This is a genomic window from Sorangium sp. So ce385, assembly GCF_051474135.1.
GTDB classification, from domain to species: Bacteria; Myxococcota_A; Polyangia; order Polyangiales; family Polyangiaceae; genus Sorangium; species Sorangium cellulosum_D.
This window is the reverse complement of the sequence record NZ_CP150337.1, coordinates 4,348,007-4,363,503: the sequence shown is the minus strand read 5'-3', so window position 1 is coordinate 4,363,503 and position 15,497 is coordinate 4,348,007. Positions and strand designations below refer to the sequence as shown.

Below are 15,497 nucleotides of genomic sequence, written 5' to 3'. Positions count from 1 at the left end.
GCGTCGGCGCCATCGCGCGACGGTGGCGTCGGCGGTCCGGTTGTTCGCCCCGTCACCCCGCGCGGGCGCCTCCATGGTTCCTATTTTCTCTTCGAAGACTTGGCCCGCACACTGACGGTGTCGTCGTGCGAAGGGCACAACCGGAAGCGTGTTCTGACAGGGAAGCTCGTCGGGCGGCTCTGGGGGCTAGCGCGGCCGAGGGATGCCGAGCCGCTGGCGGCGCTCCCAGAGGGCCTTGCGGCTGATGCCGAGGCGGCGGGCGATCTCGGTCTCGGTCAGCTCGTGCTGGTGCTCCAGGACGAAGCGGCGGAAATACCCCTCGAGCGAGTCGGACCGGGGCTCGCTCTCGTGCGCGGCCGCGGGGGGCGCCGCCGGCGCGGGCTGCGCCGCGTCGTCGAGCCCGAGCAGGCCCACCCCGATCTCGCTGCCCTCGGCGAGGACCAGGGCGCGGTGGATGGCGTTCTCCAGCTCGCGGACGTTGCCCGGCCACGGGGCCGCCGCGATGGCGGCGCGCGCCTCCGGCGACAGCGCGAGCGGCCGCTGGCCCGTCGTCCGCGCGCGCCGCGTGAGCAGCGACTCCGCGATGCGGACCGAGTCGCCCGGCCGCTCGCGCAGCGGCGGCAGGCGGATCTCGAGGACCCGCAGGCGGAAGTAGAGATCGCTCAGGAAAGACCCCTCGCGCACCATCGCCACGAGATCCCGCTGGGTCGCCGCGACGAGGCGCACGTCGACGCGCCGGGCCTGCGCCGCGCCCACGCGCCGCACCTCGCCGGTCTGCAGGAAGCGGAGGAGCCGCGCCTGCACGCGCGCCGGCAGCTCGGCGATCTCGTCGAGCAGGAGCGTCCCTCCCTCCGCGGCCTCGCAGAGCCCCGCGCGCGCCGAGAGCGCGCCCGGGAAGGCGCCGCGCTCGTGACCGAAGAGCTCGCCCTCGATCAGCCCCTCGGGGATCGCCGCGCAGTGGACGCGCACGAACGGGCACTGCCGCCGCGGGCTGAGCCGGTGCACGGCGCGGGCGAGCGTCTCCTTGCCGGTGCCGCTCTCGCCGAGCACGAGCAGCGTCGCCTCGCTCGGCGCCACCTTGCGCACCCGCGCGAACACCTCGCGCATGGCCGCCGAGCCGCCGATCATGCCCTCGAGCTCCTCGTCGTCCGGCGCGGGCGGCCTGGACGCCGGCGCGGGCGGCCTGGACGCCGGTGACGGCGGGCGCGGCGCGCTCTCCGCGGGCGCGCCTTGCGCGGAGGGCGCGCCGGCGAGGTGGTGGTCGACCAGCGCGACGAGCTCGGCGTGATCGAACGGCTTCGACAGGTAATCCGCGGCGCCGCGCTTCACCGCGTCGACGGCCGCCTTCACGGTCCCGTAGCTCGTCATGAGCACGACCGGCGCGCCGCCGCACCGGCCGACGAGCTCCGTGCCCGGCGCGCCGGGCAGGCGCACGTCGGCGAGCACCAGATCGAACGCGCGCAGATCGTGCGCCGCCTCGGCGTCGGCGATCGACCCCGCCTCGACGACGTCGTGCCCGTGGCGCGCGAGCAGCCGCCGGAGCTCCGTCCGGATGACGACCTCGTCCTCGACCAGCAGGATCCGGCTCACGGCGCCACCTCGGGCCCGCCGCCGCGTGGAACGAGCCCGCCCGCCGCCGCGAGCACGGGCGCACATTCCGTGACGACGGCCTCCGCGTCGTGTCCTCCGCGCATGGGACAAGGCTACTCAGGAGCGCAACGGATGAACATGTGTGGACGCACAGCGCAGCGCGTCAACACCGAAAAATCAGCGTTACCGCTGGGGTGTCTCTCCCCAGCGTCCTCGAGCGCGACGCTCGGCGATCGCCACGGCTCCCCGGCGCTCCGCCGGGGAAGCGGGGGTCTTGGCCGAGCGCGCGGGCGTCGCGCGCCCGGCCGTGCTCCCCCAGGATCGCTTCGCTTTACTTGGTGAACAGGTCGAGGTCGACGGCGTCCGCCATCGCCTCGAGGCCAGTCGGGTTCAGGTGCAGCCCGTCATTCTCGAAGTCGAGGTCATCCTGCAGCTTGGCAGGATCGTTGGGGTCGACGACCGCCGGGTCCAGGTCGATGACCGCGTCGTACTCGCCGCTCGTGCGGATCCAGGTGTTGACCTTCTGACGCGCTGCCTCGTGCGCGTCGGAGTAATACCCGTTGCCCTTGAACGGCAGGATGGGGATCCCGTAAACGAGCATCCCTTTGGCGTGCGCCTTGTCGATGAACTCGCCATAGGCCTGGATCAGAGCGTCGGCGACGTTCGGCGCGCTGTCGCCGCCGATGTCGTTCACGCCGATGAAGATGACCGCCCAGCGAGCCCCGCGCTGGTCCAGGATGTCGCGCTGGTAGCGCAGCTTGGCGGTCGGCCCGAGCCCGCCGGCCAGCACGGTGCCCCCGCCGATCCCCAGGTTCAGCACGGCGACGTTCTCGGTCCCGGGATTGGCCCGCAGCCGGCGAGACAGGAAGTCCGGCCAGCGCGTGTTCCCGTCCGTGACCGAGCCGCGGCCGTCCGTGATCGAGTCGCCGAGGATGGCGATCGCCTGGGCCGAGGGGTCGGCCATGACGTCGAGGCCCGTGATGTAGTACCAGTGAGCGGTGCTCACCGGCGACGTCAGCGTCGGCGACGAGACCCCATCGCCGGTCTGGATGTACGAGTTCGTCCGTGAGCCCGGGTGCCCGGTGATCCCGGCCGGGACCTCGCCGAACCGGATGGTCACCGCGAGCTTGCTGTTGGGCTTGAGGTTGTAATCGATCGGATCGGAGAAGACCGTCTTGCCCACCGGGATGGTCACCGAATCGGCGCCCATGAATTTCAGGGCCTTGTCGGTGCTCGCCTCGATGCCGTCGGCGGTCGTCGAGTCCGCGATATGCACGGAGCTCATCGTCACCGGCCCGTCGCCGAACTCGTTCGAGAGCAGCAGCCGCACGTTGCTGCCGCCGATCGAGGTGTAGATCACCTGGCGCAGGGTGTTGTTGGCGAGGCCCGGCGCGGGCGGGTTGTTGTTGGGCTCGGTCAGCTGCGGCCCGGTCGTCCAGGTCCCGACCCAGCGCTTCTCCCCGGAGCTGCCACCGTCGCCGCCTTGACCGCCTTCGCCGCCCTCACCCCCGGCGCCGCCGGTGGCGCCCGCTCCGCCTCCGCCAGCGTCGTTGCCGCCGCCGCCGCCGGTGCCCGAAGCCTCCGACCCGCTGGAGCTCGTCGCGCCCCCGGAGGTTCCCGAGCTGGTCGTCGCGCTCGACCCGGTGCTCGTCGCCTCGGATCCGGGCGAATCATCGCCGCAGCTGGTGATCGATAGAAACAGCAGTGCGTAAAGAATTTTCCGCATGGTCCTCGTCCGGCGCTATACCCCTACAAGCGCCGCCCAACGTGCCACACGCGGGGCCTGAGCGACTACATGTTTCATGGCGTGCGAGCGTGCTGGACGCCTCGATCCGCGGCATTGCGTTACGATCGGTAACACGTTGGCGAGCGCGCGTTACGCTCGGTAGCAATCCGATCACGCCGGAAACCCACCGTGTTCGTGGATTGGACACGCGACGCCGCGCCTCGGCGCCGCGTGACGCCGGCGCGGAGGCCTGCTGAGATGGGGGCATGCCCCCGTGGAACGACGACGACGCCGCCTCCACCGAGCTCGTGCCCGGGCCGGTGCGCCCCGCCGCGGCCGCGGCCGAGAGCTTCGCCCTCTCCGTCATGGCGGGCCCGGACGAGGGCCTCCGCTTCACCGTGGCGCCGGGGCTGCCCGCCCGCGTGCTCGCCGGCACCAGCCCGGCCTGCGATATCGCCCTCACCGACCGGCTCGTCTCGCGCCGCCACGCCGCCTTCGAGCTCGCCGGCGCCCGGCTGCGCGTCACCGACCTCGGCTCGACCAACGGCACCTTCGTCCAGGGGATCCGCGTCGGCGACGCTTACCTCCAGGGCAGCGAGCTCGTCCGCATCGGCGAGACCGTGCTCCGCGTCGAGGCGCTCGGCGTCACGCAGGCGGCCGAGCTGTCGCGCGCCGTGCGCTTCGGCAAGCTCGTCGGCGCCAGCGAGGAGATGCGGCGGCTCTACCCGCTCTGCGAGCGCCTCGCGGCCTCGAGCGTCCCCGTCGTCATCGAGGGCGAGACCGGGACCGGCAAGGAGGTGCTCGCCGAGGCGATCCACGAGCAGGGGTCGCGCGCCGCCGGGCCGTTCGTGGTGTTCGACTGCACCGCGGTGCCGCCGACGCTCGTCGAGTCGGCGCTCTTCGGGCACGAGCGCGGCGCCTTCACCGGCGCGAACGAGACCCGCCGCGGCGTCTTCGAGGAGGCGCACGGCGGCACGCTGCTGCTCGACGAGATCGGCGATCTGGATCTCGGCCTGCAGGCGAAGCTGCTCCGCGCCATCCAGCGCTCGGAGGTGCAGCGCGTCGGCTCGAACAAGTGGATCCGCGTCGACATCCGGGTGCTCGCGGCGACGCGGCGCGACCTGGAGCGCGAGATCCAGGCGGGGCGGTTCCGGGACGATCTGTTCTTCCGGCTCGCGGTGGCGCGGATCGAGCTGCCGCCGCTGCGCAAGCGGCGGGGCGACGTCACGGTGCTCGCGCACCACTTCTGGCGGCAGCTCGCGGATCGCGGCGCGCCGTTCCCCCAGGGGTTCGCCGAGCGGCTCGAGGACTACGACTGGCCGGGCAACGTGCGCGAGCTCTACAACGCCGTGGCGCGCCGGGTGGCGCTCGGCGAGGCCGCGCCGATCGAGACGAGCCGGGCCGGGCTGGCCTCTGCGGGCGCGCCGGCCCCGCCCTCCGGGCCCGCGTCGGCGCCTCAGGCCGCCGCGGCGACCGGGCCCGCGTCGGTGCCCCAGCCGGCCGCGGCGACCGGGCCCGCCTCCTCGGCGCTGCCGCCGGCCACGCCCGCGCCGCCCTCCTCCGGGGGCGCCGGGGCCGGCGAGGGAGCCGAGCCTGCGACATCCGGCGACATCATCGAGGAGATCCTCGCGCTCGACCTGCCCCTGCCGCGCGCGCGGGAGCGGATCGTCGAGCACTTCGAGCGGCGGTACGTGCAGCGCGTGCTCGCGCAGCACGGGGGCAACGTCCGGAGCGCGGCGGCCGCGTCGGGCCTCGCGCGGAGGTACTTCCAGCTCCTGCGCGCGCGGCGGTCCACCTGAGGAGGCTGCGCGCGGGGCGCCGGGGCGAGGCGCCGCGCGAGCCGCGCTCCGGGGCGAGGCGCCGCGCGCCGCGCTCCGGGGCGAGGCGCCGCGCGCCGCGCTCCGGCTGACATGCCGCCGCGGCATCCGCCGCGGGCGTGTTATCGTCGCCCCGATGTTGCGGGCCCAGGGCGGCGCATCGGCTGTCGTCCGCTACCTGCTCTTCGACGAGATCGGGGCCGGCGGCATGGCCACGGTGCACCTCGGGCGCCAGCACGGCTCGGCCGGGTTCCGGCGGACCGTGGCGGTCAAGCGGCTCTACCCGCAGTTCGTCCGGGATCCCGAGCTCGTGGCCATGCTCCTCGACGAGGCGCGCGTCGCGGCCCGGATCCGGCACCCGAACGTGGTCGCGACGATCGACGTGGTGTCGAGCGGCGGCGAGGTGCTGCTCGTGATGGAGTACGTGCACGGCGAGTCGCTGGCGCGGCTGCTGCGCGCGGCGACGAAGGACGGCGGCGCGCCCCCGCCGCGCATCGCCTGCGCCGTGCTCGCAGGCGCGCTCCACGGCCTGCACGCGGCGCACGAGGCGACCGCGGAGGACGGCGCCCCGCTCGGCCTCGTGCACCGCGACGTGTCGCCGCACAACCTGCTCGTCGGCGAGGACGGGGTGGCGCGCGTGCTCGACTTCGGCGTGGCGAAGTCGGCCGGGCGCGCGCAGATCACGCGCGACGGGCAGCTCAAGGGCAAGCTGGCCTATATGTCGCCCGAGCAGATCGCGGGCGAGCCGCTCGACCGGCGCGCGGACGTGTACGCGGCCGGGGTGGTGCTGTGGGAGACGCTGACGGGCGAGCGCCTGTTCGAGGGGCGCGGCGAGGCGCTCTCGATCCTGCGGCTCTTGCAGGCGGGCGTGGATCCGCCGAGCGCCCGCCGTCCCGGGGTGCCGCCGGAGCTGGAGGCGATCACGCTGCGCGCGCTCGCGCGCTGCCCCGAGGACCGGTTCCCGACGGCGCGCGAGATGGCGCTCGCGCTGGAGGCGACGGGCCTCGCGGCGTCGACCTCGGAGGTGGGCGCGTGGGTGGCGTCGCTCGCGGGCGAGGCGCTCGCGCAGCGCGCGGCGCTGATCGCCGCGATCGAGCCGGCGGCGGCCGCGCCGAGCGCGCCGCCGGAGCTCGGGGCGGCCGTCGGGACGGCCGGGGCGGGCCCGGCGGAGGCGGCCGTGGCGCGTCTGGCAGAGGCGGCCGGGACGGGCGCGCCGCAGCCCGCCGCTGCCAGCCCGAGCCGGCAGCGCTGGGGCGCGGCGGCGGCGGCGGCCGCGGCGCTCGCGATCGCGGCGGCGGCGATCGGGTTCGCGCGCGCCGAGGCGCCGGTGCGCGCCCGCGCGAGGGCCGGTGTCACGGCGGCGGCGGCGGCGCGCGCGCGGGTTGCGGCGCGTCCGGCGGCGCTCCCGCACGGGGCGCCGGGCGCGGCCGGCGCGGGGGTGCCAGATGCGTCGGCGATGCCCGCCGCGACCGCCGCGACCGCCGCGACGGCGACGCCCGGCGCGCCCACGGCGGCCGCCGCGACGGCTGCGCCCGCCGCGCCTTCCGCGACGGCCGCGCCCGCCGCGAAGGCGGCCGGCGCGGGCGCGCGGCGGCTGCCGCGCCGGGAGCCCGCGCGCGACGGGTGCAATCCACCGTTCGTGATCGATGGACAGGGCCACAAGCGCTACAAGCGCGAGTGCTTCTGACGGAGGCCCGATGAACCAGCGCACCTCTCCCCGCTTGCTCGTCGCCGCCGCCCTCTCGGCGCTCGCGTGCCTCCAGCCCGTCCATGCTCGCGCCGGCGACGCCGAGGCGTGCTTCACCGCCTCCGAGGAGGGCCAGCGCCTGCGCGACGAGGGCCGGCTGCGCGAGGCGCGGGCGCGCTTCATCGCGTGCGGCGGCGCCGGCTGTCCGGATCTCGTCCAGTCGGACTGCGCGGGCTGGCTCTCCGACGTCACGGCGCGCGTGCCGACGCTGATCCTGAGCGCCCGGGACGAGCAGGGCCACGACGTGGCCGACGTGCGGGTGACGATCGACGGCGCGCCGCTCGCCGCGCGGCTGGACGGCAAGGCCGTCGAGGTCGACCCCGGCGAGCGCGTGCTCCGGTTCGAGCGCGCGGGCAGCGCTCCCGTGGAGCTGCGGCTCGTCGTGCGCGAGGGCGAGAAGCTGCGCCGCGTCTCCGCCCGCCTCGCGCGGCCGGGCGCGCCGGGGGCGGGCGCGGGCGCGCCCGGAGCGGGCGCCATCCGGCCCCGCGAGGACCGCGCCGCGTCGTCGCCCGCGATCGGGCTCTTTTTGCCGATCGCGCTCGGCGGCGTCGCGGCCGGAAGCGGCGTCGCCTATGCGGCGCTCGGCCTGAGCGCGCGCGCCGACGCCGACCGCCTGCGGGCGACCTGCGCCCCGCGCTGCGCGGAGGCGGACGTCGATGCCGTGCGCGCCAAGATCCTCGGCGCCAACATCGCGTTCGGCGTCGGCGTGGCCGCGCTCGCCGGCGCCGTGGCCGCGCTCGTCCTGCGCCGCGCCGAGCCCGAAGCGCCCGCCGCCGCGGCCACCGCCGCGGTGCACGTCCTCCCCGTGCGCGGCGGCGCCGCCGCTGCGGTCGGCGGCCGGTTCTGAGCTGCCAGGCTCGCCGCGGGCCCGGGACCGCGGCCGGGCCCGCTCAGAACGAGCCCTCGCGCAGGTTGATGCCGTGCTCGAGGTACGCCTTCAGGCAGCAGGCCATGTGCATCCAGCCCTGACAGTTGCCGTAGGAGGCCTGCAATCCCTGCTCGGTCTCCTTCCAGCCCGACTCGGCGATCCGGACCATCGTCGAGCTCGGGCCCAGGGCCTCGAAGTGCATCTCGACCCGCGTGTTGTAGGGGAGCTCGTTCACCGGCTTCCCGTCGTCGCCGGGCTCGCTGGCCGCCCACTCGAAGGCGATGAGCTTGTCGGCGATGACCTGCTTGACGTAGACCGGGAACGGCTTGCCGCCGTCGAAATCGGCGAAGCTCCACATCACGGTCTTTCCTTCGTCGAGCGGGCCGCTCGCGCCGCCCGTCGTGAAATACCCGCTGAGCTTCTTCGGGTTGTAGACCGCATCGAAGACCTCGTGGACGGGCTTCTGAACCTTCGTCTGCACCTGAAACTTGAGCTCCATGACGCCTCCTTGTCGCGGCGCTGCCTCGGCCGCGGACCGCGCACGACGCGCGGGCGCGCCGATGCGCCGACGCAGCCGCGCGGGCGCACCGATGCACCCGCGCCCGAACACCTCGGCGCGCGGGCGCACCGGTGCGCCGCCCGTACGGACGCAGCTTCGCGCGGCGATTGACCGCCCCCTCATCATGTTATATTCTTATAACATGTCAAGCGCGGATCCGGACGACCTCGTCTTCAAGGCGCTGGCCGACGGTCGGCGGCGAGAGATCCTGGACCTGCTCAAGGACGGGCCGAAGACCACGGGCGAGCTCTGCGCTCATTTCGCCGACTGGGATCGCTGCACGGTGATGCAGCACCTCGGCGTGCTGGAGAAGGCCGAGCTGGTGATCGTCAAGCGCGAGGGGCGCCACCGCTGGAACTACCTGAACGTGCTCCCCGTCAAGCGGATCCACGACCGGTGGATCAGCCGCTACGCGTCCGCCGCGGTCGACGTGCTCGACCGGCTGAAGCGGGATCTGGAGACGTGACGCGGGGGCCCGGCGCGCGCGAGATGGGCACGAGCCGCGGCCTCCGGGTCGAATTTCGCGAGCCCGTCCGCCCGGACCTCCACGTCCGGATGACGAGGCGGCCGCCGGCTCAGTCCACGTAGTAGCTGGCCTGCTTGGTGAACATCTCGTGGTATTTGCCCTTCAGCCTCATGAGCTCTCGGTGCGATCCCGCCTCGATGATGCGCCCCTTCTCCAGCACGACGATCCGGTCCACGAAGCGCGTGAGCGCCAGCCGATGGCTCACCACGATCGACGTCTTCCCGCCCATCATCTCGCGGATGAGCTGGATGATGTGGTGCTCCGCGTCCGGGTCGATCGCGGACGTGGGCTCGTCGAAGATGAGCAGATCGGCCGTCTTCGCGTTCAAGAGCGCCCTCGCGATGGCGAGTCGTTGCCACTCCCCTCCCGAGAGCTCGGTGCCCCCATCGACGCCTTTCCAGAGGACCGTGTCGAGCCCTCCCGCGAGATCGTCGAGCCCGACCCTCTTCAGCGCCGACCTGATGTCGTCATCGCTGGCCCCGGTCTGCCGCACGTCGACGTTTTCACGGACGGACAGGGGGAACCTCGCGAAATCCTGGAAGACGGCGCATATCCTGCTCGTGTCTCCGCGCCCGTCGCTGGCGTCGAGGCTCGCGGCGGCCCCGTCCCACTGGATCTGTCCCGACGTCGGGCGGTAGAACCCGCAAATCAGCTTCACCAGGGTCGATTTACCCGACCCGTTCTCTCCGACGACGGCGATCTTCTCTCCCCGAGCGATCAGGAGGTTCACGTCCCGGAGCGCGAGCTCCGCGCTGCCCGCATACCGCAGGGATACGTCCTCGAGCCGGATCCCCGGGACAGGATACCGCGCGGCCTCCGGGCGCGCGTCCCCTCGCGGCGGCTCGGGCAGGTTCAGCAGCTCGATCAACGGCTTGGTCGCCAGCAAGGCGCCGATGATGTCTCCACCGTTGTAGATGATGACGGCCAGCCCGTTCCGTATCTGCACGATGACGCCGATGAGCAGCGACACGTCTCCGACCGTGAAGCGTCCCTCCAGCGCTTCCTTGACGACGTACACGAACGGGACCGACATGCCGAGGCCGCTCAGCAGAGACCAGATCGATATCAGATGCGCTCCTCGCTTGCGGACCGCCATGAGATCCCCGAGGAACGCCTCGTACAGGCTGCTCCATCGCCGGAGGACCCACTCCTGCATGGCGAAGAGCCTGAGATCCTTCGCGAACTCTTGCTGCGTGAGGATCCGCTCGCCGAGCTGCAGCCGATTGAACGTGGCCGCGTGAAAGGTCTCGATGTCCCAGCTCTTGCGCTCGTTGGTCGCCTTCGCATACAGCACGGGGGTCATGCTCGACACGATCACCAGCGGGATCCACCACCTCAAGCTGGCAGCCAGGACGAGCGCCGGGACCATCCCCAGGACGCCCATGAGCGTATAGGACGACGTATGGACCAGCTCATTGATCGAGCTCAAGCTGCGGCGCGCGAGGATCACCAGGTGATTCAACCTCGGCTCATCGAAGAAGGTGAGCAGCGGTTGCTTCGATATCTCCTCGTTGATCCTCAGCGACACGTTCCTGCGCACACGGTCCTTGAACGAGTCGCCGACGAAGCTCTCCATCGCCTCCAGGACGTCGCCGAGCGCGTTCAGCAGGACGACCAGCACAGCCAGGAGCAGCGCCGAGTAGGCCAGGAGCTCGTGCACGCTCCTGGGTCCGGCGCCGGCGATCTCGTCGACGATCATCGCGTTCAGCCAGACCGTGAGGCTGGGGGTAGCCCCGGCGAGCGCCTGAAAGAGGACGAGCGCCGCGAGGCTCCCCCAGGAGGGACCCACGAGCACCTGGAGCAGGAGCGGCAGGCGACGGAGGGCCGCGCGGTGAGGATGTTCCTCGTCCGCGAGGACGCCCAGGTGGTCGCCGTCGTCGAGCGCGCCGTCCTGCGCCGGACCGTCGCCTTCGCTGCCTCGCTCGCCGTTCGCTTGCTTCATGCCAGCCATCGAACGAGCTCCACGTCAGCGATGGGCCCAGGCTCTCTCCGGCGGCATCTCCTTCCGAGGGGATCCACGGGGCCGCAGACATCGATGTGCTGGAAGAACGCCTGGGTGTCGGAAATTGCATGCTCTCCGACCCTGGAGGACATCCTCCGTAGTCCAAGCACGCTTCGTGCCGAAGCTCGAGCGACACCAGCCCGGAGACCAAGCCCGATCGTCTGCCTCGCATTGCCGGCCCTAGCTTCCGCCCGCCAGAAGTCCGGCCAGGGATCCGGAGAGAGAGTTCAACGCAAAGACGCAAAGACGCAAAGACGCAAAAAAAAGAATTTGCCGTTTTGCACCTTTGCGCCTTTGAGCCTTTGCGTTGATTTCTCTTCGCTCGCGAGGCAGATCCCTGGCGGGAGTTCTGCCCGCGGTACTAGGTTTCCGCGTGCGGTCCGTCGTCGAGGGCCGACAGGTCGAGATCGCGCAGCTGCTCGGGGTCGCCGATGACGTCGATCCCGGCGATCTTCCCCCGCGCGAGCGTGAAGCGGAGCACCCGGAAGAGCCGCCCGCGCGGGGCCAGGACGACGCCCACCGCGCCGTCGACGAGGGCAGGCCGGGCGAGCTTGGCGCCGCGCGCGCCGGAGAGCGCCCGCTTGGCGCAGGCGCGCGCGCCGCGGAGCTCGACCCCGGCCGGGGGCGCGGCCGTGGCGTCGCCGCGGAGCACGACGTCCGGGTCGAGGATCGCCACGAGCGCGTCGAAGTCGCCGCCGCGCATGGCCGCGAGGAAGGCATCGACGACCTCGCGCTGGCGGCCGACGTCGGCGTCCGGGGACGGGGGCGCGCCCTGCACGCGGCGGCGGGCGCGGCTCGCGAGCTGCCTCGCCGCGGCCGGGGAGCGGCCCACGATGGTGGCGATCTCCTCGAAGGGCACCGCGAACAGGTCGTGCAGCACGAACGCGAGCCGCTCGGCCGGGGTCAGCGTGTCGAGCACCACGAGCAGCGCGAGGCCGACGGAGTCGGCCAGCACCGCCTCGCGCTCGGGGTCGGTCCCGGCCTCGCGGTCCGCGGCGGGGTCGGGCGCCATCGGCTCCTCGCGCCGCGCCTTGCGCGAGCGCAGCATGTCGAGGCACACCCGCGCCACGACCGTCGTCAGCCACCCGCCCAGGTTCTCGACGCCGGTCGTGTCGGCGCGGCTCAGGTGGAGCCAGGCCTCCTGCACCGCGTCGTCCGCCTCGCCCACGGAGCCGAGCATCCGGAACGCCACCGCCCGCAGATGGGCCCGGTGAGCCTCGAACCGCTCCGCCAGCCAACGATCTTCATCCATCCGTCACACTCCCTCGTCCTGCTTCGTCATGGCTGTGACGAACGAACCCTAGCCGATGTGACGACGCGAACGGACGTTCAGCGCCCGTTCACGTTGGCGAGCACACCCGAACCCCTCGAGAGGATCATGATCATGCGGAAGGCACGGAGGAAGATCCCCGCGATGGGGACGTGGTTTCCGCCGTTCAGGGCGCGTGCTTGGTGTTGGCGGGCCACGAGCCCGCCAGGTAGCCGCCGTCGACCGGGAGGTCCTGCCCGGTGATGAACGAGGCCTTGTCGCTGAGGAGGAAGGCGACGAACGCGGCCACCTCCTCGGGCGCGCCGACGCGGTTCATGGCCTGGAGGGACGCGGCGAAGGCGCGGGCCTCCGGGTCGGCGAGGCGGAAGTTCGCCGTCGACATCTCGGTCTCGACGATGCCGGGGCTCACCGTGTTCAGCCGGATGCCCCGCTGCGCGTATTCGAGCGCGGCGCAGCGCGTGAACGCGACGAGGCCGCCCTTTGTAGCGCTGTACGCGGAGATCCCGGGCGAGCCGCGCGTGGCGGCCACCGAGGCGCAGTTGACGATGGAGCCGCCGCCGCCCGCGAGCATGGCCTTGATCTGGTACTTCATGCACCAGAACGCGCCGCGAAGGTTCGTGTCCATCACGCGGTCGTACTCGGCGTTGGTCATCTCGGTGACCTGCACGAAGGTGCCCGTGCCGGCGTTGTTGAAGGCGCCGTCGAGGCGGCCATAGGTGGAGAGCGCGGCCCCCACGAGCGCCTCGACGTCGCCCTCGACCCGCATGTCGGCCGTGACCCAGGTGATCTCCCCGCCGCGGCCCCTGACCTCCGCGACGAGCGCCCGCCCGGCGGCCTCGCGCCGCGCGCTCGCGACGACCTTCGCGCCCTCGGCCGCGAGCACCGCCGCCGTCGCCCTGCCGATACCCGAGCTCGCGCCCGTGACGATGACGACCTTGTCCTGCAAAGATCCCATATCGCACACCTCCTCATCAAGAATGAGCAGCGCCTCGCCTCGATCGGATCCTCAGCGTGTTTGGACCGTGTCCCGGCGCGCGGCGAGCCATACGGCCCCGGCGGCGGCCAGGAGGGCGGTGGCGCCGAGGAGATAGAGCCGGCGCAGGGCGACCGCCGTCTTGTCGGGATCGAAATCGGTGAGCGAGCTCCGCGCGCCGCGCGGCAATACCCAGGCGTCGCTCCCGCCGCCGATCGCGCGCACCGCCCGGCCGAGCCTGCCCTCGGGCGCGATCCGGCCCTGAGCGTACAGGATCCAGCGGCCCAGCGGCGTGTGCCCCTTCGGCTTCTGCTCCATCGACGCGATGACGCGGCGGAGCTCGTCGGCCGTCTCGGCCGCGCTCCCCTCGCCCGGCAGGCGGGCCCATTCCCCGTGACCCGGCAACACCCACGCGAACCTCAGCCATCCGGCGTCGGCCGCCGCGAGCAGATAACGCACCGATCGGGTCTGGCGCTCCCAGTCCTCCCAGCATTGCAATCGATGCGCCACGAGTCGACCCAAGACGCGCGAGTAGCTCAGGTGATCGCCGGTGAACAGGAAGCGGCCTCGATAAAGGAGGCACAGCGAGCCCGGCGTGTGTCCGGGCTGCGGCACGATCACGATCTCGGCCTCTTTCGCCGCCTCTCTCGAGAGCGGCTCCCCCTCGGGCGAGAGCGCGCCGAGCTCGTCCCCGAGCTTGATCTCCACGTCGCCGGTCGAGGCCATGTACTCGGTCTCGCGGAGGTTCACGTCCGCGGCGCCGATGATGCGGCGACAGCCCGGGAAGCGGCTGGCGAACTCGGCGTGGTGATGCGCGTGATCCCGGTGCGTCAGAAAGAGCCATCGCACGCCGCCGTGCTCCGCGAGCCAGCGGAAGACCTCCTCGCTCGGCTTCGGGGGATCGACCAGCACCCCGCCTCCGTCCCGCTCGATGAAATAGGACAGGGCGCTGATGTTCTTGATGGATGGCTGTCCGATGATCCAGACGTTATCCTCGATGAGGCGCGGAAAACCGCGCCAGGGCGAGCCGAGGGCGCCCCGGCGGACCCGCGACGCGCCCGGCTTGAGCTTGATGGCGCCGAACGGGCACGCCGCGACCGCCGTCCGCGCCGCCATCAGATCTTCCTGGCTCCGCGGCTGCCGCAGCACCCCCGTGAAGGCGCCCGCCTCGTAGGAGCCCGGCAGCACCGAGAGGCGGCGGCCATCCGGGAGGTCGCTGGCCGGCACCACCTCGCCCAGGAGCTCCGGCGCGTAGTTCCGGCACGTGCCGGCGCCGCAGCACTTGCGCGTGACGAACAGCTCTCCCCAATCCTCGACCTGCATTTCGTCTTGCATCGCGGTACCTCGTGGATGGCAATCGCTGGTGGAGCGTCTCTCAGCCGAGCTCGGCGCGCGAATCGTGCGAGCTCGAGGGAGGTGCTCGCCGCGCGGCCCGCGCTCGACGCGGCAGTGTCGAGGGCGACGGTAGCTTCTCCGGCTGCGCTTGACCAGGCGGCGACGTGCTGCGCGACGCCTCCTTACCTCGAGCCAGCATCGCCTCGCGCTCCGGGTCGCGGGCCTGGCGGGCCTCGAACCGCTCCGGCAGCCAACAATTTTTCATCCAGCGGTCACACTCCCTCGCCGCGCTTCGTCATGGCTGTGACGAACGAACCCTCGCCGATGTGACGACGCGAACGGACGTTCAGCGTCCGGTCACGGTCGGCGAGCCCACCCCTATCCTCGAGAGGATCACGATCATGTTGAAGGCACGGATGAAGAACCCCGCGATGCTCATGCCCGAGATCATACAGCCCATCCACGCCCTGCTCGGCACGGCGAAGAAGAGCGGCGTGCCGGCGCGGACGCTCGAGCTCGTCCACCTGCGGGTGAGCCAGATCAACGGGTGCGGCTTCTGCGTCGACGTGGGCGCGCGCGACCTCAAGAAGGTGGGCGAGACCGACGAGCGCATGTTCGCCGTGGCGGCCTGGCGCGAGACGCCCTATTTCACCGACGCGGAGCGCGCCGCGCTGGCGCTCGCCGAGGCCGCGACGAGGCTCAGCGATCGCGCGGATCCGGTGCCGGACGACGTCTGGGAGGAGGCGGCGAGGCACTACGACGAGCGGGCGCTCGCGGGGCTGATCCTGCACGTCGCGCTGGTCAACTGCTTCAATCGCTTCAACGTCACCACGAGGCAGATCGCCGGCTCGGTGAAGTGGGAGGCGCGGGCGGACGGTCGCTGAGGAGGCGGGGATAGGGGCCGAGGATCACCGGCGTTCGCTCAGCGGGCTTTGCATTGGTATACCGGCCCTCTTCCCGCTTCCCTCTCTCGTGCGCGTGCGCGGTGACTCCGGGGAATCGCGCACGCGCACGCGCACGCGCACGAAGGACGAGCGCGGAAGACGAAGGACGAGCACGGAAGACGAAGGACGACACCGTCCTG

General features: G+C 72.4%; 12 protein-coding genes. 5 read left to right on the top strand and 7 right to left on the bottom strand.

From position 1 onward, the window contains the following. Positions 1 to 186: 186 nt before the first annotated feature. Both WME83_RS16150 and WME83_RS16145 read right to left on the bottom strand, forming a co-directional pair. A complete protein-coding gene (locus tag WME83_RS16150; RefSeq protein WP_437320175.1) occupies positions 187 to 1,590 on the bottom strand; it encodes a sigma-54-dependent transcriptional regulator in 1,404 nt (467 codons plus the stop codon). A 331-nt stretch (positions 1,591 to 1,921) separates the two neighbouring features. After that, on the bottom strand, positions 1,922 to 3,316 hold the full coding sequence (locus WME83_RS16145) for an SGNH/GDSL hydrolase family protein (protein WP_437320174.1): 1,395 nt from the start codon (positions 3,314 to 3,316) through the stop codon (positions 1,922 to 1,924). Positions 3,317 to 3,582: 266 nt separating this feature from the next. On the opposite strand from WME83_RS16145, the gene WME83_RS16140 reads away from it, so the two are divergent. From WME83_RS16140 to WME83_RS16130, 3 genes are all read left to right on the top strand, one after another. After that, the gene (locus WME83_RS16140; protein ID WP_437320173.1) at positions 3,583 to 5,115 is read left to right on the top strand and encodes a sigma 54-interacting transcriptional regulator; all 1,533 of its coding nucleotides are present in this window, start codon (positions 3,583 to 3,585) and stop codon (positions 5,113 to 5,115) included. A gap of 154 nt (positions 5,116 to 5,269) precedes the next feature. Then, on the top strand, positions 5,270 to 6,820 hold the full coding sequence (locus tag WME83_RS16135; RefSeq protein WP_437320172.1) for a serine/threonine-protein kinase: 1,551 nt from the start codon (positions 5,270 to 5,272) through the stop codon (positions 6,818 to 6,820). A gap of 10 nt (positions 6,821 to 6,830) precedes the next feature. Continuing rightward, a complete protein-coding gene (locus tag WME83_RS16130; protein ID WP_437320171.1) occupies positions 6,831 to 7,727 on the top strand; it encodes a hypothetical protein in 897 nt (298 codons plus the stop codon). Positions 7,728 to 7,770: 43 nt separating this feature from the next. Here the strand turns inward: WME83_RS16130 and WME83_RS16125 are convergent, their stop codons facing one another. Further along, a complete protein-coding gene (locus WME83_RS16125; protein ID WP_437320170.1) occupies positions 7,771 to 8,247 on the bottom strand; it encodes an SRPBCC domain-containing protein in 477 nt (158 codons plus the stop codon). Between the two features lie 202 nt (positions 8,248 to 8,449). Here WME83_RS16125 and WME83_RS16120 point away from each other — a divergent pair, with 202 nt between their 5' ends. After that, on the top strand, positions 8,450 to 8,773 hold the full coding sequence (locus WME83_RS16120; RefSeq protein WP_437320169.1) for a helix-turn-helix domain-containing protein: 324 nt from the start codon (positions 8,450 to 8,452) through the stop codon (positions 8,771 to 8,773). 109 nt (positions 8,774 to 8,882) lie between these two features. On the opposite strand, the gene WME83_RS16115 is transcribed toward WME83_RS16120, so the two are convergent. The 4 genes from WME83_RS16115 to WME83_RS16100 all read right to left on the bottom strand — a co-directional run bounded on the left by WME83_RS16115 (position 8,883) and on the right by WME83_RS16100 (position 14,413). Continuing rightward, positions 8,883 to 10,775 carry an ABC transporter ATP-binding protein gene (locus WME83_RS16115; RefSeq protein WP_437320168.1) on the bottom strand — a complete coding sequence of 631 codons (1,893 nt, stop codon included), beginning with the start codon at positions 10,773 to 10,775 and terminating at the stop codon, positions 8,883 to 8,885. A gap of 421 nt (positions 10,776 to 11,196) precedes the next feature. Further along, positions 11,197 to 12,087, bottom strand: coding sequence for a sigma-70 family RNA polymerase sigma factor (locus WME83_RS16110; protein ID WP_437320167.1), 891 nt, complete (start codon positions 12,085 to 12,087; stop codon positions 11,197 to 11,199). Between the two features lie 184 nt (positions 12,088 to 12,271). Then, a complete protein-coding gene (locus WME83_RS16105; protein WP_437320166.1) occupies positions 12,272 to 13,060 on the bottom strand; it encodes an SDR family NAD(P)-dependent oxidoreductase in 789 nt (262 codons plus the stop codon). Between the two features lie 51 nt (positions 13,061 to 13,111). Beyond that, positions 13,112 to 14,413, bottom strand: a complete 1,302-nt coding sequence (locus WME83_RS16100; protein ID WP_437320165.1) for an MBL fold metallo-hydrolase — start codon at positions 14,411 to 14,413, stop codon at positions 13,112 to 13,114. A gap of 404 nt (positions 14,414 to 14,817) precedes the next feature. On the opposite strand from WME83_RS16100, the gene WME83_RS16095 reads away from it, so the two are divergent. Then, entirely contained in the window at positions 14,818 to 15,297 is a 480-nt protein-coding gene (locus WME83_RS16095; RefSeq protein WP_437322006.1) for a carboxymuconolactone decarboxylase family protein, read from the top strand. The last annotated feature ends 200 nt before the right edge of the window (positions 15,298 to 15,497 follow it).